21 protein-coding genes and 1 riboswitch are annotated in these 25,247 nt (G+C 44.8%); of the genes, 18 read left to right on the top strand and 3 right to left on the bottom strand.

Features of this window, described 5'->3' with window-relative positions; genetic code table 11:
- Positions 1-2: 2 nt before the first annotated feature.
- Together CALPO_RS0108285 and ribD are read right to left on the bottom strand one after the other, a co-directional pair.
- On the bottom strand, positions 3-638 hold the full coding sequence (locus tag CALPO_RS0108285) for a riboflavin synthase (RefSeq protein ID WP_026486886.1): 636 nt from the start codon (positions 636-638) through the stop codon (positions 3-5).
- A gap of 44 nt (positions 639-682) precedes the next feature.
- Positions 683-1,771: a bifunctional diaminohydroxyphosphoribosylaminopyrimidine deaminase/5-amino-6-(5-phosphoribosylamino)uracil reductase RibD gene (gene ribD / locus CALPO_RS0108280; protein ID WP_245589932.1), complete on the bottom strand. Its 1,089-nt coding sequence runs from the start codon at positions 1,769-1,771 to the stop codon at positions 683-685.
- A gap of 87 nt (positions 1,772-1,858) precedes the next feature.
- Positions 1,859-1,994: riboswitch (FMN riboswitch) on the bottom strand.
- Positions 1,995-2,103: 109 nt separating this feature from the next.
- Between ribD and CALPO_RS0108275 the strand changes: the two genes are divergently transcribed.
- The 10 genes from CALPO_RS0108275 to CALPO_RS0108230 all read left to right on the top strand — a co-directional run bounded on the left by CALPO_RS0108275 (position 2,104) and on the right by CALPO_RS0108230 (position 12,096).
- Positions 2,104-2,760 (top strand): redox-sensing transcriptional repressor Rex, encoded by a 657-nt coding sequence (locus tag CALPO_RS0108275; protein WP_026486884.1) that lies wholly within the window; start codon positions 2,104-2,106, stop codon positions 2,758-2,760.
- Between the two features lie 132 nt (positions 2,761-2,892).
- Entirely contained in the window at positions 2,893-3,933 is a 1,041-nt protein-coding gene (locus CALPO_RS0108270) for a Gfo/Idh/MocA family protein (protein ID WP_035172488.1), read from the top strand.
- Between the two features lie 20 nt (positions 3,934-3,953).
- Entirely contained in the window at positions 3,954-4,760 is an 807-nt protein-coding gene (locus tag CALPO_RS0108265; RefSeq protein ID WP_026486882.1) for a sugar phosphate isomerase/epimerase family protein, read from the top strand.
- Positions 4,761-4,814: 54 nt separating this feature from the next.
- Positions 4,815-5,771, top strand: coding sequence for a 2-hydroxyacid dehydrogenase (locus tag CALPO_RS0108260; protein ID WP_035172731.1), 957 nt, complete (start codon positions 4,815-4,817; stop codon positions 5,769-5,771).
- 8 nt (positions 5,772-5,779) lie between these two features.
- Positions 5,780-6,532 (top strand): DeoR/GlpR family DNA-binding transcription regulator, encoded by a 753-nt coding sequence (locus tag CALPO_RS0108255; RefSeq protein WP_026486880.1) that lies wholly within the window; start codon positions 5,780-5,782, stop codon positions 6,530-6,532.
- Positions 6,533-6,548: 16 nt separating this feature from the next.
- Positions 6,549-7,619 (top strand): M24 family metallopeptidase, encoded by a 1,071-nt coding sequence (locus CALPO_RS0108250; RefSeq protein WP_026486879.1) that lies wholly within the window; start codon positions 6,549-6,551, stop codon positions 7,617-7,619.
- Positions 7,620-7,647: 28 nt separating this feature from the next.
- On the top strand, positions 7,648-9,168 hold the full coding sequence (xylB, locus tag CALPO_RS0108245) for a xylulokinase (RefSeq protein ID WP_035172487.1): 1,521 nt from the start codon (positions 7,648-7,650) through the stop codon (positions 9,166-9,168).
- Between the two features lie 18 nt (positions 9,169-9,186).
- Positions 9,187-10,101, top strand: a complete 915-nt coding sequence (locus tag CALPO_RS0108240) for a sugar phosphate isomerase/epimerase family protein (protein ID WP_026486877.1) — start codon at positions 9,187-9,189, stop codon at positions 10,099-10,101.
- A 22-nt stretch (positions 10,102-10,123) separates the two neighbouring features.
- Positions 10,124-10,888, top strand: a complete 765-nt coding sequence (locus CALPO_RS0108235) for a sugar phosphate isomerase/epimerase family protein (protein ID WP_035172485.1) — start codon at positions 10,124-10,126, stop codon at positions 10,886-10,888.
- A 119-nt stretch (positions 10,889-11,007) separates the two neighbouring features.
- On the top strand, positions 11,008-12,096 hold the full coding sequence (locus CALPO_RS0108230; RefSeq protein WP_026486875.1) for a Gfo/Idh/MocA family protein: 1,089 nt from the start codon (positions 11,008-11,010) through the stop codon (positions 12,094-12,096).
- Between the two features lie 41 nt (positions 12,097-12,137).
- Here the strand turns inward: CALPO_RS0108230 and ndk are convergent, their stop codons facing one another.
- Positions 12,138-12,587: a nucleoside-diphosphate kinase gene (ndk, locus tag CALPO_RS0108225; RefSeq protein WP_026486874.1), complete on the bottom strand. Its 450-nt coding sequence runs from the start codon at positions 12,585-12,587 to the stop codon at positions 12,138-12,140.
- Between the two features lie 250 nt (positions 12,588-12,837).
- Here ndk and CALPO_RS0108220 point away from each other — a divergent pair, with 250 nt between their 5' ends.
- The 8 genes from CALPO_RS0108220 (at position 12,838) to rlmD (ending at position 24,871) form a co-directional block, all read left to right on the top strand.
- Positions 12,838-14,112 carry a homoserine dehydrogenase gene (locus CALPO_RS0108220; protein WP_218915193.1) on the top strand — a complete coding sequence of 425 codons (1,275 nt, stop codon included), beginning with the start codon at positions 12,838-12,840 and terminating at the stop codon, positions 14,110-14,112.
- Positions 14,113-14,129: 17 nt separating this feature from the next.
- Positions 14,130-15,002, top strand: a complete 873-nt coding sequence (locus CALPO_RS0108215; RefSeq protein ID WP_245589931.1) for a methylenetetrahydrofolate reductase — start codon at positions 14,130-14,132, stop codon at positions 15,000-15,002.
- A 1-nt stretch (position 15,003) separates the two neighbouring features.
- A complete protein-coding gene (locus CALPO_RS0108210) occupies positions 15,004-17,385 on the top strand; it encodes a homocysteine S-methyltransferase family protein (RefSeq protein WP_245589930.1) in 2,382 nt (793 codons plus the stop codon).
- A 63-nt stretch (positions 17,386-17,448) separates the two neighbouring features.
- Positions 17,449-19,023 (top strand): murein biosynthesis integral membrane protein MurJ, encoded by a 1,575-nt coding sequence (gene murJ / locus CALPO_RS0108205; protein WP_026486870.1) that lies wholly within the window; start codon positions 17,449-17,451, stop codon positions 19,021-19,023.
- Between the two features lie 15 nt (positions 19,024-19,038).
- Positions 19,039-19,770, top strand: a complete 732-nt coding sequence (locus CALPO_RS0108200; protein WP_026486869.1) for a fumarylacetoacetate hydrolase family protein — start codon at positions 19,039-19,041, stop codon at positions 19,768-19,770.
- 21 nt (positions 19,771-19,791) lie between these two features.
- On the top strand, positions 19,792-20,448 hold the full coding sequence (locus CALPO_RS0108195; RefSeq protein WP_026486868.1) for a trehalase-like domain-containing protein: 657 nt from the start codon (positions 19,792-19,794) through the stop codon (positions 20,446-20,448).
- Positions 20,449-20,486: 38 nt separating this feature from the next.
- Positions 20,487-23,489, top strand: a complete 3,003-nt coding sequence (locus CALPO_RS0108190) for a glycosyl hydrolase family 2 protein (RefSeq protein WP_026486867.1) — start codon at positions 20,487-20,489, stop codon at positions 23,487-23,489.
- Positions 23,490-23,518: 29 nt separating this feature from the next.
- Positions 23,519-24,871, top strand: a complete 1,353-nt coding sequence (rlmD, locus tag CALPO_RS0108185; protein ID WP_026486866.1) for a 23S rRNA (uracil(1939)-C(5))-methyltransferase RlmD — start codon at positions 23,519-23,521, stop codon at positions 24,869-24,871.
- Positions 24,872-25,247 lie beyond the last annotated feature (376 nt).

Genomic DNA, 25,247 nt, shown 5'->3' with positions numbered 1-25,247 from the left:
AATCACCTCTGATCTGATAAGAATCCGCAATCTTTAAGGATTTCATAAGTATCTTTAAAAGCAGTAAGTCTTTCTAAATATTTGGCCAATATGTCCGTCTCTATATTTACCTTATCGCCTATTTTCTTAAAAGAAAGGGTGGTTTCCTTTAAGGTATGTGGTATTGTAGAAATCGTAAAGTAAGACGCGCCAGCCTCAACTACGGTTAGGCTTATTCCGTCAACGGCTACAGAACCTTTGCGTGCAATGTATTTCAATAATTGATTTTCTAAAGTAATCTTAAATATAACGGCATTTGATTTGTTTATCTTATTTACAATAGTGCCAATGCCATCAACGTGACCCGTGACGATATGTCCGCCGAGTTTCTTTGTTAGAGAAAGAGCTCTTTCTAGATTGACGCGATCGCCCTTTTTTATAAACGACAGTGTGGTCGTATTATACGTCTCGGGCATTATATCGGCAGTAAAACCGTCATTCGTTTTTTGGGTTACGGTTAGACATACGCCATTTACAGCTATGCTGTCACCTATGCTAGTGGAATCTAAAACCTTGTTACACGTGATTGAAATTTTTGCATTTTGCCCTGATGATATTTCTTTTACTACGCCTATTTCTTCGATTATACCTGTAAACAAAATATCCCCCCTTTGCCTTTCTATATGATGCCGCAGATGGCTTTTTAAAAATAACCTTCTAACAAGATGTCGGTATCTACTGTAGTAACGGTGATGTTTTTTAACCTAAGGCATTGGTTTATGGTTTCAAATCCATTGCCTTCTACAGGTGTTTTTGCTCCTACACCGCCTATTATCATCGGGGATATAAAAAACATTACTTTGTCCACAATGCCATCTTTAACTGCTGACCAATTTAGGGTACCACCGCCTTCTAAGAGGACGCTGTCAATTTCCATTTGTCCCAGGTATTCCATGACCTTTTTAAGGGGGACATGGGTTGATTTTGCTTTTAATACAATGACATCAGCGTATTTTTTTAGCTCACTTAATTTATTTTTATCTATCAAATCGGTGGTAAATATAATGGTGTTAACGCCGGATTTTAAAACATTAGAGTTTAAGGGCGTTCTGCCGTAACTATCGATTATTATTTTCATAGGGTCTTTTAATCCTTCGATCCTGGTGGTAAGGAGTGGATCGTCTTTTATAACCGTGTTTACACCTACCATTATTGATGCTACCTTGCCACGTATCCTTCGAACGTATTCTCTGGATGTTTCTGATGTAATCCATTTTGAGTCTCCTGTAAATGTAGCGATTTTACCGTCTATGCTCATTGCGGCTTTCATAATTACAAAAGGCATCTTTGTCGTTATATACTTTATAAATATTTCGTTTAATTTTATGGCTTCTTTTTCTAGAATCCCTACATTTACTTCTATACCAGCATCCTGTAGCATTTTTATGCCGCGACCGGATACTCTTGGATTGGGGTCTTTCATGCCCACGTAAACCTCTTTGATACCTGCTTTGATTATAGCTTCGCTGCAGGGCGGTGTCCTGCCGTAATGGCTGCAAGGCTCCAGGTTTACGTACAATGTGCTGCCTGTAACGTCATGGCCTTTTTTGCGGGCGTCTTCCAAGGCGTTTATCTCAGCATGGGGACCTCCGATTTTTTGATGATAGCCTTCGCCTATGATCTTGCCGTCTTTTACTATAACAGCTCCAACTAACGGATTGGGATTTGTCAAGCCCCAGCCTTTTGCAGCCAGTTTTAATGCCTGTTCCATATAATGCTCAGGGTTGTGCAATTTATCACCTCCTGATGTAGGCAACGCATTAAAAAAGCCCTGAAGTAATAATACTTCAGGGCATGCACTTTTCTTAGGTATTAGACATTAATCCTTCTCCCATCCAGACTTTACTGTCGGCTCTGGCCTCTCACCAGATCTACCACAGGTGTGGCTTGCGGGCTCGCAGCGCTTATTGCTGCATACCGCCGGTCGGGAATTTCACCCTGCCCCGAAGGATGAATTATATTTTTTCTTTATATTATATCGCGTTATTTTCAAATGTCAATCAATATTGACTTATTGATCTGGAAAATATATAATGAAATGGAGTATAATTGAGAGGTGACGATATGGCGAAAGATACGAAAGTTTCTATGGCTATAATAAGGCGATTACCCCGATACCATAGGTATTTAGGAGAGCTTTTAAACAACGGTGTTACCAGGATATCTTCGCAGGAATTAAGCAAAAAAATGGGTGTTACGGCTTCTCAAATAAGGCAGGATCTCAATAGTTTTGGCGGTTTTGGTCAGCAAGGCTATGGGTATAATGTTAAAGATCTGTACGATGCGATAACCATGATATTAGGGCTTGAGAAAACGTATGATTCCATTATAGTAGGAGCGGGAAATCTGGGACAGGCAATAGCCAATTATACCAATTTCCAGATCTGGGGGTTTAGGCTGAAGGCCTTGTTTGATGTAAATCCTAAACTTATAGGTCTAAAGATCCGGGATGTGGAAGTGCTGGATGTGGACCTTATGGAAGATTTCGTGAGCAAGAACCCTATAGATATAGCTATTTTGACTATACCCAAAGAGAGGGCTCAGGAAATTGCGGACAGGTTGATAGCTGTGGGGGTTAAAGCGTTCTGGAATTTTTCTGCGGTGGATATAAATGTCCCTGACGATGTAATCGTTGAAAGCGTTCATTTAAGCGACAGTTTGTTTACCATATCTTACAGGTTAAACGAGGACGAGTTGTTTAAAAAACTGAAAAACAAATGATGTAAGAGCTTATGTGATACATGAGCTCTTATATTTTTTAAAAAATGAAGGATTTTTTTGATTTATGTTGAATATATAATATTAAACAGGCATAAAGCAACAATTATTTGGGATTAGTTAGGGGGATTAAAGATGAAAAAAAAGCTGGGTTTTGCTATTGTGGGGTGTGGAGTTATATCTAAAACCCACGCCAGATGTATAAGCGAGTTGCCTGACGCTCAACTGGTGGCTGTAGCTGATATAATCGAAGAAAGGGCTAAAAAGCTTGCCCAGGAGTACAATTGCGATTATTATACCGACTATCACCAGCTGTTGAAAAGGGAAGATGTGGACGTAGTAAACGTAACCACACCCAGTGGTTTGCACGCCATGGTAGGGATTGACGCTGCCAGCGCGGGCAAGCATGTCATAGTGGAAAAGCCCATAGATGTGACGCTGGAAAAAGCTGATGCTCTTATAAAAGCTTGCCGTGAAGCTGGAGTTAAGCTGTGCACCATATCCCAGCACCGCTTTGACGACGATATCGTGGTACTTAAAAAAGCAGTGGATGAGGGCAAGTTGGGCCAGTTGAACTTCGGCGGTTCTCATACCAAGTGGTACAGGAGCCAGGAGTATTATGACAGCGGCGATTGGAGAGGTACGTGGGAATTGGACGGCGGAGGGGCGTTGATGAATCAGTCTATACACTACGTGGACCTTTTGCAGCACATCATGGGACCCGTGGAGGAAGTTTACGCTTATTGCGCTACCAGAGCTCACGTGAGGATAGAGGTGGAGGACGAGGCCATAGCGGCGGTAAAATTTAAAAACGGAGCCATAGGGGTTATTGAAGGCAACACAGCGGCATACCCTGGCTTTTGCACGCGATTGGACATATATGGAACCGAAGGAAGCGTTATTGTGGAAAATGACAGGGTTAAGGAGTGGAAACTCAAAAGTGGTGAGGCAAAACCGGAGACGGCTGATGTCAAAGAGAAATTGATTGTGGGCACCAGCTCAGCTGATATATGGCATAGCTCCCATAAAAAAGAGATCCAGGACATGATTGATGCTATACACGAGGGCAGGGATCCTAAGGTCACAGGGGAAGAGGGGAGAAAACCCCTTGAAATCATCCTGGCTATATACGAGTCGGCGAGAAGGCATGAACCCGTAAAGCTTCCGTTAAAATGAGGGTAAAAGGGGGAGTGCTTATGGCGCGGTTTGTGTTGTCTGCATTTGCCGATGAGATCAGCAAGGACCTGGGTGTGCAGATGGACGTGCTGGACGCTCACGGCGTAAAGTATATAGAATTTAGATCTGCTGATAAGCCTGTGCTGGATTACACGAAACAAGAGCTGGAAGGCATAAAGGAAAGGCTGGACAGCAGAGGATTTAAGGTATCTGCAGTGGGCTCGCCTATCGGCAAGGTGGACATATCGGTGGACTTTGATAAGTACCTGGATAAATTTAAATGGTGCATGGAAGTGGCTCATATATTGGGTACCAGATATATAAGGATGTTTTCCTTTTATCCTCCCAAAGGGAAAGCGGATGAGTACGAGAGCATGGTGGTGGACAGGATAGGCAAAATGGCTGACATGGCCAGGGCGGAGGACCTGGTGCTCCTCCATGAAAACGAGAAAGATATATACGGCGATACGGCTGATAGGTGTTTGAAGATTTTAAAGGGCGTAAACAGCCCTAACCTTTGGGCTACCTTTGATCCTGCCAATTTTGTTCAGTGCGGCGTAGTGCCTTATCCTGATGCCTATGAACTTTTAAAAGACTATATTAAGTACGTACACATAAAGGATGCTAAATTTGATGGAGGTGTGGTGACGCCTGTAGGGCAGGGCGATGGGCGCGTAGAGGAGCTGCTCAAAAGCCTGTATGAAGGCGGATTTGAAGGCTTTTTGTCCATAGAACCCCATTTGAACAACAGCTTGCCGGGCGGTGGCCCTGAGCTTTTTGGCGTAGCTTATAAAGCCCTTAAAGATGTATTGGATAGAATAATGTAAAAATACACGGAGGAGGTTTTTAAGGTGGAAAAGTGGAATGTTTACGTTACCAGGATGTTGCCCCCTGCTGCGATGGAATTTTTAGAGCAGCACTTTAACGTCGAAGTTAATCCTGAGGATAGGCCTCTTACCAGGGAAGAGATACTGGAAAAGGTGAAGGGCAGGGATGCCGTACTGACCCAGCTGGTGGATAAAGTGGATGCCGAGTTGCTGGATGCTGCTAAAGGGGTTAAGATAATTGCTAACTACGCTGTGGGCTACGACAATATAGATGTGGATGCGGCTACACAGCGAGGCGTCATGATTTCAAATACCCCTGATGTGTTGACTGATGCCACAGCTGAGCTGGCATGGGCATTGCTGTTTGCTGCTGCCCGCAGGATTGTGGAAGCGGATAAATACTTTAGAGCGGGCAAGTATAAAAGCTGGAGCCCTATGCTGTTGTTAGGACAGGGTGTATCGGGGAAGACCTTAGGCGTTATAGGTGCTGGCAGGATAGGCACTGCATTTGCCGTGAAGGCTAAGGGATTTAACATGAGGATATTGTACGCTGATGAAAAACCCAACCCCCGATTTGAAGAGCAAACAGGCGGTCAGTATGTGGATAAGGAGACTTTGTTGAGAGAATCGGATTTCGTGTCCATCCATTGCCCGCTGTTGCCGTCTACAAGGCATCTTATAGGGGATAAGGAGTTTGATTTGATGAAGAAGACGGCTGTTTTGATAAATACAGCGAGAGGTCCTATCGTAGACGAAAAGGCGTTGGTCAGGGCGCTTAAAGAGGGAAAGATATTTGCTGCAGGGCTGGACGTATATGAGAACGAGCCGGCAGCAGAACCGGAATTATATGAGATGGACAATGTGGTGCTACTGCCCCACATCGGAAGCGCTACGACCAAGTCTAGGGAGGATATGGGCATACTCGCTGCCAGCAACATACTGGATGCTTATGAGGGCAGGGTGCCAAGGACTTTGGTGAACAGAGAAGTTTTAAATAAACTGGGAAAGTAGGGATCTGATTGATAGCTGCGAGCAGAAAGAGAGAAATAAAAAGGATCATATTAGAAAAAAAGTACGTAAAGGTAAATGAGCTAAGCCGCTTGTTTAACGTATCTGAGGAGACTATAAGAAGGGATTTAGAAGCTCTGGAAAACGAGGGAATACTGGAGCGAAACTACGGTGGCGCTGTGCTTGTGGAAAGCGCCACTGTGCCACCTCTTTCCATAAGGGCGACGGAAAACCTGGAAGAGAAAAAGCTTGTAGCCGAAAAGGCTGTGGAGTTTATAAAAGAAGGGAGCATTGTGCTGCTGGATGCAGGTACTACTACTTTTCAAATAGCCAGAAAGCTTGATAACAAAAAGATGACAGTTATCACCAATGATATAAACATAGCCTACGAACTTAAAGAAAAAAGCGCCATAAACGTCTTCGTGACAGGAGGTAAATTATCAGGAGAGGCCATGGCTTTGTACGGTCCTGAAACCCAGAAGAGCATTGAAAGTTACAATGTGGATGTGGCGTTTATAGCCACCAGCGGAATAACCCTCACAAAGGGCTTTACCACGTCTGATATTTACGGCGCGGAAGTGAAAAAATCGATGATACGGGCGGCCAGAGAAAAAATAGTGGTGGCAGATTCCAGCAAGATAGGTAAAAATGCGTTGATTACTTTTGCGTCTTTTTCAGATGTGGACTGCTTGATACTGGCAGGTAATGCCGATGAGGAAGTCCTTCGCAGGTTGGAGGATATGGTTAAGGTTGTAATCTGTTAAAGGTGGTAGTGGCGATATGTCTATCTTTCTTGCAAGAGTTAAGATGCTGAGGGATTTGTTAAAGGAGTGCAGCGTGGAAGGCATCCTCGTTACCCAGCAGGTCAATTTTTCGTGGCTTACAGGAGGCAGAGCTTATATAAACGGCAACAGCGAAGGGTCTGTTGCCCCGATTCTCATAACCAAAGACCGCGTTTTTCTCATAGCTAATAATATCGAAGCTCAAAGGCTGAAAGAAGAAGAGATCGGCGATGAGATAGAGGTAATTGAATACGGCTGGCATGAGGTTAACGGGCAGAATAGGTGCATATATAGCGCGCTGGGAAATGGCAAGTTCATAACTGATGTGCAGCTTAAAAAGGAAATATCCTTGCTTAGGTACACGCTGTGCGAGGAAGATGTAGAAAGGTACAAGGTGATTGGCAGACTGGTAGGTCAGGCGGTGGAGGAGACTTGTCGGGAGATATTGCCGGGGATGAGCGAGTGGGAGATAAGCGGGGTGTTGTGTAAAAAGTGCCTTGATAGAGGGCTGGAGCCTTTTGTGCACCTGGTAGGGACGGACTGGCGCGCGGAAAAATACCGCCATCCGTTGCCCACGGATAAGAGATTGGACAAGTACGCCCTTGTAGCGGTGAATGCCATGAAGTTCGGCTTATGGGTATCCGCTACAAGGCTTGTTTGCTTTGGACAGGTACCTGATGAGATAAGGAAAAGGTTTGAAGCTGTTGTAAGAGTAGACGCGTGTTTTATAGCCAATACCAGGCCGGGCAACACCGTGGGTCAGGTATTCAAAAAGGCCATAAAGGCGTACCAAGAGACGGGTTTTGAGGGGCAATGGAAATGCCACCATCAAGGAGGGCTTACTGGTTATAGTTCCCGGGAATATAAAGCCACTCCTGATATGGATATTGTAATAGGTGCAAACCAAGCGTTTGCATGGAATCCTTCCATAAGCGGGACCAAGTCAGAAGATACCATACTGGTTCGTGAAGGGGAAAACGAAATTATCACCCAGACGGGGGAGTATCCCTTGATAGAAGTAGAGTATGAAGGGCAGAGGGTTTTAAGGCCGGATATACTGGTGAGGTAAAAAGGCGGATCTTGGAAAGGTGGTGGGGATGTTGAAGGCCATATTGACGCTGGATATAGGTACTACTGCGTGCAAGGCCATCGTATTTGACCTGGAGGGCAGAATACTTGCGGAACAGGGTAAGGAGTACCCTATATATCAGGAAAAGCCTACATGGGCGCAGCAGGACCCCGATGATTGGTGGGGTGCGGCTGTAAGCACGGTTAAGGGCTGCATTGCATCGCTTGAGGACATGCCGGAGATAATAGCAATAGGGCTTTCCTCCCAGCGCGAAACGGTGGTGCCCATTGACAGGGAGGGAAATAAGCTGGATGATGCCATATTGTGGATGGATAGGCGGGCAAAGGGCCAGGCTGAGGAATTGGTGGATCATTACGGCAGGGAAAACCTCCACAGGATGACAGGGATGATCCCTGATTCTACTTTTACTGCTACAAAGCTTTTATGGTACAAAGAAAACAGGCCCGAGATCATCCAGAAGGCCTATAAATTCCTGCAGCCCAAAGAGTATATAGCCTATAAACTGACGGGGGAGTGCGCCACCGATTACTCCCTGGCGTCCAGGACCATGATGCTGGATGTAAAGAACAGGTGCTGGATTAAAGACATATTTGACTACATAGGCGTAAAAGAAGAGCAGTTTCCACCGATAAAGTATTCCGACGAAGTGGTGGGGTACGTAAAGGACGACGTGGCGCCATTGATGGGGATCAGGTCAGGAATCCCGGTGGTGGTGGGAGGCGGTGACAGGCAGTGTGAAGCGCTGGGAGCAGGGATTTTTGGAAACCGGGCCATGGAGTCTACAGGTACTACTACCAATGTGTCTATGGGGACCGATGTCTTGGTAGACCAGGTAGATGAAAGGGTTATAATATCCTGCCACGTTTTGAGAGGTCATTGGCTTATAGAGCAGGGGATGACCACGTCTGGCACTATAAACAGGTGGTTTAGGGACAACTTCTGCGCCATGGAGACGTCTGTAGCCGGTGAGATCGGGGAAAGGGATTACGCGCTTATCGACAGAGAACTGGCCATGAGTTCCCCGGGGGCTGGTGGTTTAGTGCTTTTACCTTTTTTTATGGGGGCTAAATCCACCAGGTGGAATGCCAGTGCACGAGGAGCTTTGCTGGGGCTTACCCTCAATACCAAAAAGAGAGACATAGGCAGGGCTATACTGGAAGGTGTGGCTTATGAGATAAGGGCATGCCTGGATATATTGCAGTCTATGGGGCTATCTGTAGACGAGATCGTGGCTATGGGGGGCGGCGCGAAAGGCGCTTTGTGGAACCAGATAAAGGCTGACGTATGCGGAAGGCCCATAAAAGTCCCAGCAGTAACCGATGCGGCGTCATTGGGTGCGATGATACTGGCCGGCACCGGCGTTGGGGTGTTTGGCGATGCGAAAGCTTGCTCTAAGAGGCTCAACGGCATTGTAAAAGAGTATTTGCCTGACGGGGGCAATTACAGGCTTTATTCTAAACTGTACGGTATTTACAACGAAATTTACAAAGCCCTTGAGCCAATTTACGATAAACTGGCTGAAATATGATTAAGGAGGTAGATCAGGGTGAATGAAAGCATGTATAAGTACATGAAGGTGGGGATAATTCACTTTATGGCGTTTCCTGACACCATGAAAGGAGAAGGACCTGTCTTTGAGACATTGCAGAAAATACTGGAGGACGAGTTCTTTAACGCCGTAGAGGTCTCATGGGTTAAGGATGATTCTGTGAGAGATAAGGTCAAAAATCGATTGGAGGCGGCCCATGTTACTGTGGCTTACGGCGCACAACCTCGGTTGTTGACCACGGGCTTTGACCTCAACTCTTTTGACGAAAGTCTGAGGAGAAAAGCTGTGGACACCATAAAAGAAGGGGTGGACGAAGCCTATTACCTGGGTGCGCAGGGTATAGCGTTTTTAAGCGGGAAATACCCTGGCGAAGAAAACAAACAAAAGGCTATGGAGTTGCTCTGTGAGTCTATACAGGAGATTTGCGATTACGCTAAATCCAAAGGAGATATGCTGGTAGAGTTGGAGGTGTTTGACAGAGACGTAGAGAAAAAATCCCTTATTGGTCCCACTGCTGATGCGGTACAGCTTGCTGAAATGGTGAAGAAGAAATGCGATAATTTTGGGCTGGTGGTGGATTTGAGTCACTTGCCGCTGCTAAATGAAACCCCTGAGCAGGCTCTCATACCTGTAAAAGATCATCTGACCCATGTCCATATAGGCAATTGCGTTGTGAAAGATAAAGACCACGTGGCTTACGGTGACGCTCATCCCAGGTTCGGTATAAAGGGAGGAGAAAACGATGTGCCGCAGCTTGTGCAATTCCTCAGGGTACTCTTTGATATAGGCTTTTTAAATGACACCAATCCTCCTATAGTAAGCTTTGAGGTAAAACCTCTTCCCAATGAGTCACCGGAAGTGGTTATAGCCAATGCCAAGAGGACGTTATTAGAGGCATGGGCGAGATTATAAAATAAAGGGGAGGAGAGTTTTTATGTCAAAGATAGCCGCACAACTTTATACCCTCAGGGATTACACCAAGACCCCTGAGGACATAAAGGTTACCATGCACAAAGTGAGTCAGCTGGGATACAAAGCCGTTCAGCTTTCAGCCCTTGGCCCTATAGATCCGGTAAAGTTAAAGGAAATCGCGGATGAGGAAGGACTTTATATATGCGCAACCCACGATTCTTTTGAGCGATTAAGGGATAAGACGCAGGATGTAATAGAAGAGCATAAGCTCTGGAATTGCAAATACGTGGGAGTAGGCAGCATGCCACCTGAGTACAGGAAAGAAGGAAAAGACGGATTTAAGAGGTTTGCAAAAGAAGCCTCAGAGGTAGCCAGAAGGTTGGCTGAGGCCGGCTTTGTATTCGTATATCATAACCACAGCTTTGAGTTTCAAAAATTTGATGGCAAAACAGGGCTTGAAATACTGTACGAAGAAAGTGATCCTCAGGTATTTTTCAGCGAAATAGATACCTATTGGGTGCAGCACGGAGGGGGAGATCCTGCTGATTGGATAAGGAGGCTAAAGGGGAGGGCGCCGGTGGTTCACTTTAAGGACATGGTTATGGGCAAAGATGGGCAGATGATGGCAGAAGTAGGAGAAGGCAACTTAAACTGGCCGGCCATAATTGAGGCGTGTGATTACGCCGGTGTAGAATGGCTTATAGTAGAGCAGGATATATGCCAGAGAGATCCCTTTGAAAGCCTTGGCATAAGCCTTAAAAACCTTAAAGCGATGGGATGCGTTTAATCTAAAATATTGTTGTTGCAACCGCCCAACAGTTGTGATATGATTAAGATCGAGCATACGAGAAGAATCTGCCTTGTCTTGTATGCTTGTGTATAACGTTTAACAGGGAGGTTTCTCTAATGGGTTCGGACAAAAAGGTTAGGGTAGGGATTATAGGAGTAGGTGGCATAGCCAATGGTAAGCATATGCCCAATCTCGCTAAGATTGAAAACGTTGAAATGGTTGCCTTTTGTGATCTGATCAGGGAGAGGGCAGAAGAAGGAGCCAGAAAGTACGGTACCCATGACGCAGAAGTGTTTACAGATTACAGGGATCTTCTTAAGGTGAAAGATATCGACGTGGTGCATGTGTGCACTACCAACGACGCCCATTCTTACATCACTGTAGATGCATTGGAAGCGGGTAAGCACGTGATGTGCGAAAAGCCCATGGCCATAAACTCGGAAGAAGCCAAAAAGATGGTAGACGCCGCAAAACGCACAGGTAAAAAATTGACTATAGGTTATCAAAACCGTTTTAGGCCTGATTCGCAGTACTTAAAGCAGCTCTGTGACAACGGGGAATTGGGAGAGATTTATTTCGCAAAGGCTTTAGCTGTAAGGCGCCGCGCTGTTCCTACCTGGGGTAGCTTTTTAGACGAAGAGAAACAAGGCGGTGGACCGCTGATTGACATAGGGACGCATGCCCTTGACCTCACATTGTGGATGATGAACAATTACGAGCCTGAAATGGTGGTAGGTACTACATATCACAAGTTGGGGAGCAGGAAAAACGCTGCTAACGCGTGGGGTCCCTGGGATCCTGATAAGTTTACTGTAGAGGATTCTGCCTTTGGATTCGTAAAGATGAAAAATGGGGCGACGATTATTCTGGAAGCCAGCTGGGCTTTGAATACCCTTCAAATAGGTGAAGCTATGACTGTATTATGCGGGACAGAAGCTGGCGCTGATATGCTGGATGGGCTCAGGATCAATGGAGAGAAGTACAGCAGGCTGTACACCACCAAGCCCGAGTTAGAAACAGGTGGCGTTGCCTATTTTGAAGGCAACAGCTCCGATCCGGGAGAAGTGGAAGCAAGGCAATGGATCGACGCTGTAGTCAACGACAAAGAGCCTGTAGTCAAGCCAGAAGAGGCTTATGTGGTAAGCCAGATACTCGAAGCCATTTACAAGTCAGCCAAGAGCGGTCAACCGGTGTATTTTAAGTGAAATTAAAAACATCTACATCTTCGCGATGTAGATGTTTTTAATTATAAGACTGATAGCTTTAATTGATTTTCTTCTAGCTCTGGAAACCACAACTTTATTTCCCTTTGAGCGTTTTCATAGCTGTCCGAGCCGTGAACTATGTTATGTGCTGTGGATGTAGCAAAATCACCCCTTATGGTGCCTGGGAGCGCTTCTTCGATATGGGTGGGACCGTTTATCATTCGAACCATTTTAATAGCATTTTCACCTTCTAAGATCATGACCATCATCGGGCCTGATGTGATATAATCTATCAGTTCATTGAAAAAAGATCTCGATTTGAGCTCACTGTAGTGCTGTTCAGCGGTTTCTCTATCTGCCTGTATCAGTTTTGCCGCAACTATGCGCAATCCTTTTTGTTCGTATCTTTTTATTATCTCACCTACAAGGCCTCGCCTGACGCCATCTGGTTTGATCATTGCGAAGGTTTTTTCTACATTGCTTTTTTTCATTCAATCACCTCAATAATTATTATTGGAGACACGTATTATATATAATTCACTTTAATATAAATGATATTTTCACATTTATATATTAATCATAATTTATTTAAAAGTCAATTATTAGTTTTAAAATTTACCTGACGTATCTTTTAGCCCAGGTTAAACATGGTGTTGCACCTGGGGTGTTTTTTATGATATTATGTACTTAATCTATAAACACATGTACTCATATTATAAACATCCAGGAGGTATGCTTATGATCAATATAGGGATATTGGGCCTTGGAACTGTAGGCTCCGGTGTTATAAAGATTTTTCAAGAAAATAATGAACTTATAAAGAAAAGAACAGGCGAAGAAGTGAGTATTAAAAAAGTGCTGGTAAGAGATCCTTCAAAGAGCAGGGCTGTAAAAGTAGACAATAAATTGCTTACCACAGACCCTGGTGAAATACTGGATGACCCGGATATAGATATAGTGGTGGAAGTGATAGGGGGAATAGATCCGACCCTGGATTACGTGTTGAGGGCTATTGAAAACAAAAAGCACGTGGTGACGGCCAACAAAGAGATGATGGCCAAAGAAGGATGGCGAATTTTGAGCCTGGCTAAAAGCCGAGGGGTGGATGTGTACTATGAGGCCAGCGTTGCGGGAGGTATACCTATTATAAGGCCTATGAAAGAATCTTTGACCGCCAACAGGATTGATGAAATAATAGGTATAATAAATGGTACCACCAATTACATACTCACCAAAATGGCCCATGAAGGCAGAGAATACGCTGACGTCCTCAAGGAGGCCCAGCAGTTGGGTTATGCAGAGGCTGATCCCACGTCCGATGTGGAGGGATATGATGCCAGGTATAAATTGGCTATATTGGCTACACTGGCTTTTGGGGCTAGGATAGATGTTATGGATATTTACACGGAGGGCATTACGAAAATAAGCAAAATCGATATAAAATATGCCGATGAGCTGGGTTACGCCATAAAATTGCTGGCCATAGGAAGGCAAAGGTCTGATGGCCTGGAGCTCAGGGTTCACCCTGCGCTTATAAATAAAAGCCATCCGCTGGCACAAGTTAATGACGTTTTTAACGGTATTTTCATAAAGGGAAATGCCATAGGGGAGATAATGCTGTACGGGAGAGGAGCCGGACAGATGCCCACGGCCAGCGCTGTGGTCGCTGATATTATAGATATCATAAGAAATATAAAAACAGGCACTGTAAACAGAGTCGAAAGCCAGTACGATGAAAGTATACCTGTAATCGATATGAATTGTATTGTGAGCAAGTACTATATACGGATAAGGGTTAAAGATAGGCCAGGTGTTATGGCGTCAATTGCCAAGGCCTTTGGAGACCATGGGGTTAGCCTCCAGTCTATTATACAGAAAGATGTAAAAGGGGAGGAGGCAGAAATCGTATTGCTCACCCATGATATAATGGAGAAGTGTGTAAGCGATGCACTGGTAGAGGTCAGGCTTTTACCGGCTGTGGTAAAGGTGGAAAACATTATAAGGGAAATTAGATAGGAGAGATGGAGGAAGATATGAATAAGTTGCAGGACAAATTGCACAAAGGCGAATTCGTCATTACAGCGGAAGTAGAATCTCCAAAAGGACCGGATTTTGGGGATGAGCTGGAGAAGATAAAAAAGCTTCGTGGATACGTGGATGCGGTAAATATATGCGACAATCCCATGGCTAATTTGCGCATGAGCCCTATAGCCTTATCCCATATAATACACGAGCAGCTGGGCATAGACACTATCTTTCACCTGACGTGCAGGGACAGGAACCTCCTGGGGCTTCAATCAGAGCTTTTGGGCGCATGGGCCCTGGGCATTACCAATATATTGACCCTTACCGGTGATGATCCTAAAAGGGGCGATAACCCTTCGTCTACAGGTGTTTACGACTGTGATTCCATAGGTCTTGCCAAGATAGCCTGCAGTCTAAACAATGGGTTTGACATAAGCGGCAACGAATTAAACGCTAAAACGGGTTTTTTGATTGGAGGCGTTTTAAATCCTTTAAACCCTGATATAGATCTGGAAATAGACAAGATGAAGAGGAAAATCGATGCAGGTGTTGCATTTTTCCAGACACAGCCTGTTTACGATGTGGACGCCTACAGAAGATTTATAGATAAGGTGGGCAATCTAGGCGTTAAAATAATAATGGGTATAATGCCTTTAAAATCCTATAAGATGGCAGTTCACTTTAACGAAAAAGTACCTGGGGTGAAAATACCTGAAAACATTTTGAGCCAGTTAAAGGCTGATCCAACCTGTGGCGTGAAAATAGCTGTGGAAATTGCCACAAAAGCCAGGGATTTTGCCGATGGAATTCACGTGATGCCGTTAGGTCGTTTAAGCGCGGTGATAGAGATAGCGAGAGAATTGGGGCGAGGGGGTAGATAATTTGAAATTTAAAGATTTGATGCGTAGCGGCATAGTGTACCTAGACGGAGCTATGGGGACTATGCTTATGAACATGGGTTTTAAAGAAGGATGCCCTGAACTTTTGAATGTGCAGAACCCTGATGTGGTTAAGGAAATACATGAGGAATATATTTTGGCAGGGGCTCAGATCATAGAGACCAATACCTTTGGCGGCAACAGGGTTAAGTTGGGAGAATGGGGGCTTGAAGATAGGCTTGCGGAGCTCAACGCCGCAGGGGTAAAACTGGCCAGGGAAGCGGCTGAGAAATACCCAGGGGTATTGGTGGCTGCTTCCGTAGGGCCCACGGGCAAGCTGGTTCAACCTGTGGGGGATTTTTCCTTTGATGAGGCGTACAACGCTTTTTATGAGCAGATAAAAATATTGTCTGATGCTGGTGCTGATATTATATTGATTGAAACCATGTCTGTTTTAAATGAGGCGAGGGCGGCGGTGCTGGCCGCGAAGGAGGCGACCGACAAGCCTGTATTGTGCTCTATGACCTTTGATCAAATGGGCCGCACCCTTTCCGGTACCGATGTAGAGACAGCCGCCGTGGTTTTGTCCTCTTTAGGGGTTGACGGGGTTGGTATAAATTGTTCCCTTGGCCCTCGGGAGATGGTACCGTTGGTGGAAAACATGGTAAAGGCCAGCAGAGTGCCTGTTTTTGTCCAACCCAATGCGGGATTGCCCGTGGTAGATGGTGAGCGCCTGGTGTACCCCGTAGGTCCTGAAGAGTACGCCAGCGCCTGCAGGTTGTTTGCCAGGGCGGGGGTGTCGCTGATAGGAGGGTGTTGCGGTACCACGCCAGCCCATATAAAGAAGATGGTCCAATCTGGACTTGACATGGCAGAAGTGGAAAAGAGGAATGACATAACGGCGCTGGCATCTGCTGTTAAAACCGTGTGGTTAAGCGAAAAATCGCCGTTGATGATAATAGGTGAAAGGATAAATCCTACCGGAAGGAAAGAACTGGCAAAAGCCTTAAAGGATGGCGACATATACCCAGCGATTCAGGAAGGGCTGGATCAGGTCAAAGCGGGAGCTAACGTGCTGGATGTGAACGTGGGGGTTCCCGGCATCGATGAGATTAAGACCATGGTGGATGTGGTATTGGAATTGCAGGCGATGGTACGGGTACCTCTTTGCATCGATTCCTCCAATCCCGAGGCTATTGAAGGCGCTTTAAGGTATTACCAGGGAAAAGCACTGGTCAATTCTGTAAATGGGCAAGAGGAGAGCATAAAGACAATACTTCCTTTGGTAAAAAAGTATGGTGCTGCTGTCATAGGGCTAACCATGGATGAACAGGGCATACCGGCAAAAGCGGAAGGGCGCTTTAGAATAGCTAAAAAGATAGTAGATAAGGCGTTGAAATACGGTATATCTCTTGAGGACATATTTATTGATTGTATCACGCTGACTGCCAGTTCCAATCAGGACTCTGTGATGGAGACGATAAAGGCAATAAAGCTTGTCAAAGAGAACCTGGGAGTTAAGACGGTATTGGGAGTAAGCAACGTGTCCTTCGGTCTTCCTGACAGAAAAAAACTCAACGGCGCTTTTCTGGCTATGGCTATAGGGGCTGGATTGGATGCTGTTATAATAAATCCCTCTGTGGAAGAGTACAGGCATGTGATAAAGGCATCGGAAGTCTTATCGGGCAGAGACGAAGGAGCCGAGCGATATATTTTAGCATACGGCGGTAAAAGTAAAAGGCAAAAAGACGACGCGAGCGCAAAAGGTGAAGCAATTTCAGACGAGAGCTTATACCAGAGTATATTGGAAGGGAATAAAGCCCAGGCGATAGAAGCGGTAAAGGCGGAACTTGTGACGAAGCATCCTTTAGAGGTAATCGATAAAATAATAGTTCCTGCTTTAAATGAAGTGGGAGATAGATATGAGTCAGGGCAGTACTTTTTGCCCCAGCTCATAAAATCTGCTGGCGCTGTCCAGGGAGCCTTTGACGTCATTAAAGAAAAGTTCCCCTCAGCTAACGAATCAAAGGGGAAAATCGTCCTTGCCACTGTAAAAGGCGATATTCACGATATTGGCAAGAATATTGTCAGAGCTCTTTTGGAGAATTATGGGTACGAGGTTATAGATTTGGGTAAAGATGTGTCACCTGAGGATGTATTGAAAGCTGTAGTACAAAGCGGTGCTGGGCTTGTGGGATTAAGTGCCCTTATGACCACATCGTTAAAGGCCATGGAAGTTACGGTAAAGCTGATAAAAGAAAAAACCCAATGCAAGGTAATGGTAGGCGGCGCTGTAGTGACACAGGATTATGCATGCAGCATAGGTGCTGACTTTTACGGAAAAGACGCTATGGAGGCAGTTAAAATCGCTGAAAAAGTGTTCTGATCTTGTACAAATTCACGAATAATTGTATAATATAATTCAGACGAAAGAAAAGAGAGGGATATCATGTCTGATGCTGTAAAAGTCGCAAAAGCTGCAGGTGTAATAATGATACTGGCTTTTCTCAGCAAAATTCTGGGCTTTGGCAGAGAGACGGTTCTGGCGGCAAAATTTGGCGCCAGCTCCGCTTCTGATGCTTATGTTATGGCTACCACAATACCGCTGGTGGTATTTCAGCTGATAGGCAGTTCTATAGGTACTACTTTTATTCCTGTCTTTACCGAGTATGTGACAAGAGAAGGCAGAGAAAAGGCTTATGACCTCACCAATAATATAATAAATATAATATTGGTGGTCAGCTTCATCGTATCCATCGGTGGAATAGTGTTGTCACCTGCTCTTGTAAAGCTGATCGCTCCTGGTTACGTCGGAGAGCGATATTATCTCACTGTGGCGTTGACGAGAATCATGTTTCCCATGATCGTATTCATTGGGCTTGCCAATGTGGCCACAGGGGTACTTCAAGCTCAAAATCGCTTTACAATGCCAGCTTTTATAGGGATCCCGTATAACATTGTCATTATAATTGCTTTGGTGGCATTTACCAAAGATTTTGGCATATATGCTGTAGCTTTTGCTACAGTCATAGCGACTTTATTACAGCTCCTGGTGCAGATCCCAGACATGTATAAATTGGGCTATCGGTACAGGTTTGTCTTAAACTTCAAACACCCAGGGGTATTTAAGGTACTTATCCTCGTTTTGCCTGTCTTAATAGGTTCTGCGGTAAATCAGATCAACGTTGTTGTAGACAAGATTTTTGCATCAGGATTGCAAGAAGGTGCTGTGGCGTCTTTAAACTACGCAAACAGACTTAATGGGTTTGTCATGGGTATCTTCGGAACGGCCATTTCTACGGTTATCTACCCTACCCTTTCAAAGCACATCTCTTTAAATGATTATGACAGTTACAAAAAGTCTTTTAAAAAGGCCGTAAATGCCATATTTATGGTTATGATACCTATAACAGCTATTACTATGCTGTTGAGGGTACCAATTATAAACATTGTGTATAAAAGAGGAGCGTTTGACGAAAAGGCTGCTTATATGACGGGATTAGCGCTGCTGTATTATGCCGTGGGTATGACAGCTTTTTCTGTAAGAGACGTTATCAATAGAGCTTTTTACTCCTTGCAGGATACTAAAACTCCTATGATATACGGTGTATACGCTGTTTTAATCAACATAGTATCTAACTTGTTTCTGGTCAGGATAATGGGTGTAGGAGGGCTTGCACTGTCTACCTCTCTGGCGGCTATACTTACTTCTATTTTACTTTTCTTTGCTTTAAGGAAAAAGTTAAACGGCATCGGGATAACAGATATGCTTGTAACTACAGGCAAGATATTTGCATCTACCGCGCTTATGGCTGTGACCATATACTTTTTTAATGATTGGCTGGCAGCAAAGCTTTCTTTTGAAGGCGTTTTGAAATGGGGTATTTCTTTTGCAGGTTCATCAATTTTGGGCTTAGCAGTGTACGCTTTCTTCCTTGTGGCCTTTAGGGTGGAAGAAGTGAAATTGGCCGGGGACGTAGCTACAAGGGCCTTTAGCAGGTACAGGTTGTCTAAAAATCGATAGTGGAGGAAAAGCGTTATGAAAATAGTGCGTTTTTGTCATGAGGGACTGGAGCATACAGGTTTTGTAGAGAGCGATGTGGTATACGAGGGGGATGCCGATGGAGGCTTAAAAACCTATAGACTGGGCGATGTAAAGCTGCTTTCTCCTGTTAAGCCCTCTAAGGCTGTGTGCGTAGGGCTGAATTACAAAGACCACGCTCAAGAGATGGGGGAGGCCCCGGAGCCTGTTTTATTTATAAAGCCTTCTACTGCTGTGATCGGGCCTTGCCAGTGGATAGTAAAGCCAACTTGTTGCGAGAGGCTGGACTATGAAGGGGAACTGGCGGTGGTAATAAAGGACGATATAAAAAATGTTACGGAGCAAGAGGCAAAGAAACACATCCTGGGTTACACCTGTGCCCTGGATATGACTGCCCGTGACCTGCAGCATAAGGATGGTCAATGGACAAGGGCTAAGTCTTTTGACACCTTTTTGCCCATTGGGCCATGGATTGAAACAGATGTGGACCCTGCTGCCGGATTGGAACTTAAGCTGTACGTCAATGGTGAACTTAAGCAAAGCGGTAATACTAAAGATATGATCTTCGGAGTGGACAAACTGGTAAGCTTTATATCCTCTGTGATGACGCTAAAGGGAGGGGATGTTATACTCACAGGAACGCCCGCAGGTGTTGGCCCTGTAAAGCCCGGCGATACCATAAGATTTGTTATTGAAGGCATAGGCGAACTGGAGAACTATGTAAAGTAAGCAGAACACGAGGTGGTAACGGTGAAGAAAGGCTGTTCTTTTATTGGCAATGGTATAACGGCAGCTGCCATATCTGAGAGGTTGAGCGTGGACTGGCTTTGTGTCCCTTCCTTGAGCAAATTTCCCTTGTTCGCATCTACTATAGATTCAAAAGCGGGTGGCAATATTACGCTGGAGGTAGGGGAAGAATACACACCGGTATATCAGCGGTATCTAAACCCATATAATATACTGGAGACGGGCTGCAAGACGTCGAAGTTAAAGGTGGTATCCATTGATTCCATGGTTGACAATAAAAGGGCACTGATACGGGATGTGGATATTGAAAACATATCCGGGAGTTTAACTGTTTTTATTCCCAAGGTGAAGGTAAATCCTACCATGATCAGCGGCCATAGCGTCGTGGTTAAAAATTTAAACAATTTAATTGTGGTCTCTGATGAAAAGCTGTGCTTTATTATAGGTACCTCTAAGCCTATTAAAGAAATAGCGTTAAAACCAGGACAGGTTTATAAAGTCAGGATTATTGTGGCTTTTGGCGAAAGTTACGTGGAGTCCCAGTGCAATTTTTGGGATGTCATGGATTTTGATGTATCTGAAAATTTAAGAGCAAGGGATAATTCTGCGGTGCTGATAAATCCTGAAGAAATCATACCTACATGTTACGCGATGAAATAAAAAGCTTATATTTAATTAAATAAGGGGGAGTATAAATAATGGATTTGAAGGAATTTAAAGACCCTGGTGCCATGTACAGAAATGCGCCATTCTGGAGCTGGAATGACAGGCTGGACAGGGACGAACTTAGGAGACAGATAAGAGAGATGGCGGACAAAGGCTGGGGCGGATACTTTATGCATTCCCGCGTTGGCCTTGTGACAGGTTATCTATCCAGGGAATGGATGGATATGGTAAAGACCTGTGCTGAGGAGGCTAAGGCCACCGGCACGTATGCGTGGCTGTATGACGAAGACAAGTGGCCCTCGGGATTTGCAGGGGGCGAAGTCCCCGAAGCAGATGAAAAGTATAGGAGCCGCGCTTTGGTTTTAGTAAAGCCTGAGGAAGTTACAGAAAATGATACCCCTGTCGTTCAAGTGAAGTGGGATGGAGAGGAGTACGTCATATGCAAAAGAGTATCGCCTCTGGGAGATGTGTGGTTTAACGGCGCGTGCTACGTGGACCTTATGAACCCTGAGACGGTAAAAGCATTTATAAATAGCACCCACGAAAGGTATAAAGAGGCTGTAGGGATGTACTTTGGAAAGGAAATACCGGGGATATTCACCGATGAGCCCTGTTATCTTAGAGAAAGAGATTACCTTTGTCCGGCGGTGCCGTGGTCTGATTGCCTTCCGGAATACTTTAAAAGACTAAAAGGCTATTCCATTGAGGATCACCTGAAAGAGTTGTTCTTTGACGTAGGGGATTACAAAAAGGTGCGCTTTGACTTTTACGATGCTGCGACGAGGCTTTTTGTAGACAGTTGGACTAAACAGTATTACCGCTGGTGTGAACAAAACAACCTCAAGATGACGGGGCATTTTATGGCAGAAGATAGCCTCATATCCCAGACGCAGTGGATAGGCGCAGCCATGCCCCATTACCAGTTCATGCACTGGCCCGGAATTGATAAACTGGGCAGGCATGTACAGCAGCTGGTGACGGTAAAGCAGGTGACATCAGCGGTAGACCAGTTAGATAAAGAGAGGGCCTTTTGCGAGGTATTTGGCTGTGTGGGACAGCAGGTGAGCTTTTATCACCGCAAATGGATAGCTGACTGGCAGGCTGTGCTGGGCATAAGCTTTGTAAATTCCCATCTATCCCTTTATTCCATGAGGGGTGAGAGAAAGAGGGACTATCCAGCAAACCTTTTTTATCAGCAACCATGGTGGGATTGCGAGCGCCCGTTTGCTGATTACATAGGCAGGGTAAACTACGCTGTTTCTCAGGGCAAAAGGGATGTGGATATACTGGTAGTGCACCCTATAGCCAGCGTGTGGAGCGAGTACTCTCCTCTTCATAAAAAGCACGGATTCCCCGTGGAGAACAACGTGTACGACAAACCCTTTGAGATGTTGTCAAAGAAGCTGATGGCCTTAAAACTGGACTTTCACTACGGCGACGAAATAATCATGGAAAACAGCGCAAAGGTAGAGAGAGGCAAGCTTATAATAGGGAAACACGAGTATTCCACTGTGCTGGTACCGCCATCGCTTACGCTGAGATCCACTACATTAGCTTTGCTAAAAGAGTTTGTAAAGCAAGCTGGGCCTGATAGGCTTATATTTATAAAGCCGGTGCCGGAGAGGATCGATGGGATATCCGGTGACATGAACTTGCCACGAGAGGTTATATGCGTTGATTCCGTAGATGAGGCGCTGGAGATAGTCGACAGGTATTACAGCGAAAGAATCAGGATTACAGACAAAAGGACAGAGGCCAACGCGGATAAAGTCTATTGCCATAGCCGCACCGCGTCTGAAGGTAAGCTGGTATTTATAGTCAATACCGATGAAGAGAGAGAAGTGGACGCTTTAATATCTTTGCCTGGAGAAGAGATGCCGTATCTTCTAGACCTTATGAGCGGTGATGTGTACTCCATACCTTCCAAGGTTAAAAGCGGTAGAAGAGAGGTGGATGTGAAGTTATATCCAGCGGGCAGCATGTTGCTTTTTTATCCGTTATCAGAGATGAAGGCGCCAACGGTACCACCTTTTTTAGATAGCGGTGTAGCTTTTAAATTTGACAAGGCACAGCAAAGCACCATAGACAGGTGGGATGTAGAGGTCTTAGAGCAAAATGTATTGCCGTTAAATGACGTGACTTTGTATTTAAACGGCGAAAAAGTGCTACAAGACCAACCGGTAGCCAAGGCATGGCATCGGTACTTTTACGCAGCCCCTGACGGCACGCCGTTTAGAGCGGAGTACAAATTTGAGGTATTAAACGTACCTTGTGGAGATGTATTTGCGGCGATTGAAATGGCAGAAAATCTAGATAAAATCACCATCAATGGGGTTGAAGTAAAGCCACTAAAAAAGCCAGGGGAGATGGGATCATTAGATCCCCAAAAGAGCTGGAAAGATGTCAATTTCACAAAGGTCCCATTAAAAGGCTATATTCACAGAGGGTTAAACGTGCTGGCGCTGGAGGGCAAGAAGGACAACAACATATCAGGTCCTGGATGCCATGTGAGGGTAAAAGACTTTGAACACCATATGCCTACAGAGGTAGAGACGGTGTACGTAGTTGGGAACTTTGCCGTTGTGGATTTTGACAGGAGGAGCTTTGCCATAGATAGTGAGGTGGGCGAGCCAGATTCCAGGGATTTAACGGCATCGGGGTATCCCTTTTACGCGGGCAAGGTTCAGTTTAGTTCTAGCTTTGAATACAGGGAAAAAGGGCAGAGGGTTTATTTAGAGCTAAGCGATGTAAATGCAGCGTGCGTAAAGTTATACGTAAATGGCCAGTATGCCGGCATTAAATACTGGAGGCCCTATGCATTTGATGTAACCGAGTTTTTAAGAGAGGGAAGAAACGAGATCAAAGTGGTAGCTGCCACCACACTGTTTAACCTCATGGGGCCCCACAGGATCGCCGGGATATTAGAAGAAGAATGGGTAAGCCCGCGCACCTTTGTGGATTTTAGCAGATTTACGGAAACATATTCACTATTGCCTTTTGGCATAGGAAAGGCACGGGCTTTTTTGATCTCGTGATATAGGTTTAAAATATACGAGGGGTGTGTATGAAAAAAGGACAGGAACTAGTATTGGATGTAGTTGATGTAGAATACCCTGGATACGGCGTAGGATATGTGGAAGGCTTTAAAGTAAAAGTAAAAGGCGCTGTAAAAGGCCAAAGGGTAAGGGCTGCAGTAAATAGGATAAAAGGTAAAACCGTTGAAGCGCGCGCTGTGAGCGTTATACAAAGGTCACCATATGAGCGAGAGGGTATATGTCCGGCTTTTGGGTCATGCGGTGGATGCATGTATTTAAACGTAAGCTATCAAGAACAGCTTAAAATAAAAGAAGATATGGTAAAAAAGCTTCTGGATGGTGCGGGCATAAAGCAATTTGATTTCCTGGGAATAAAGGAAAGCCCTAGAGAAAACGGGTACAGGAACAAGATGGAATTTACTTTTGGCAGAGATGCTGAAGGACAGCTGACGCTGGGCATGCACAAAAGGGCAAGGTTTTATGAAGTAGTGCCTTTAAACGAATGCATGTTGGTAGACCAAGACTATGTCGAGATATTAAAATGCGCCCTGGAGTATGGCCGTGATAATCACCTGCCTTATTATGATTCCCGTACCCACAGCGGTTATATGCGTCATCTGGTAGTGAGAAAGGCTTTAAAAACGGGGGAGATACTCGTAAACCTGGTCACGACGACTCAACTGAGCGCAGATTTAAGTGAATTTGCTGACAGGGTAAAAAAGCTGCGCCTAAATGGCAATGTAGTTGGCATTTTGCATACGTACAACGACAAGTTATCAGATGCTGTTATATGCGAAAAGCTTGAAGTTTTGTGCGGCAGGGATTATATCGTAGAGGAGTTGCTTGGCCTTAAGTTTAAGATAAGCCCATTTTCTTTTTTCCAGACCAACACGTATGGAGCAGAGGCGCTGTATAGCATAGTAAAGGATTTGGCAGGGGATCTGTCTGGTAAGGTGGTTTTTGATCTGTACTGCGGTACAGGGACTATTGGCATTGTTATGGCACCGTGGGCTAGAAAGGTAATAGGTGTGGAAATAGTAAATGAGGCTGTGGAAGCTGCCTATGAAAACGCCCGCTTAAATGGCCTTGACAACTGTGTGTTTTACGCAGCGGATGTAGCTGAGGCTTTGACGCGAATCCAAGACAGTCCTGATATAGTGGTGGTGGACCCACCTAGATCTGGTGTTAGCCCTAAGGCTATAGATGACATATGCGGATTCAGCCCTGAGAAGATCGTATACGTGTCTTGCAACCCCGAGAGCATGGTCAGGGATTTGAGAATTTTAGAGGAGAAAGGATATAAAGTAAAAAAGGTAAAATGCATGGACATGTTTCCCCATACTCCTCATGTGGAATGCGTAACATTGATGTCAAGGGTGTAAGCCTTGAACTTACTGGGTTTGCAGGATTATACTTATCTTGTCTACTCGACGTATAGTTTTAAATGCGTCCGCGGGAACATATCGATGGATAGAAAAAGAACCGAAAAATGAAGTAGGGTCGAGTTGATAGAATAGATAACGTCATAGAGTTGTGGAGATAGGATAGATGTAAAAATTGGTGATATTGAATTTAATATATTGAGCTGACCGCTGATCAGGAGATGAATTCTCTTGATTGGCGGTTTCGTTTTATTAATAGCTCATAAAAAATCAATTTATTGAGAATGATGTTATCATTTAGAGTGAGCAAAAAGAAACTTGACAAAGTTAGTATCTTGCAATACAATATACCTGTATATTGCATTGCAAGATACTA

The sequence above is a fragment of the Caldanaerobius polysaccharolyticus DSM 13641 genome (genome assembly GCF_000427425.1).
Taxonomy (GTDB): Bacteria; Bacillota; Thermoanaerobacteria; order Thermoanaerobacterales; family Caldanaerobiaceae; genus Caldanaerobius; species Caldanaerobius polysaccharolyticus.
Note: the sequence above shows the minus strand (reverse complement) of the source record. Positions and strands in the feature narration are given on the sequence as shown.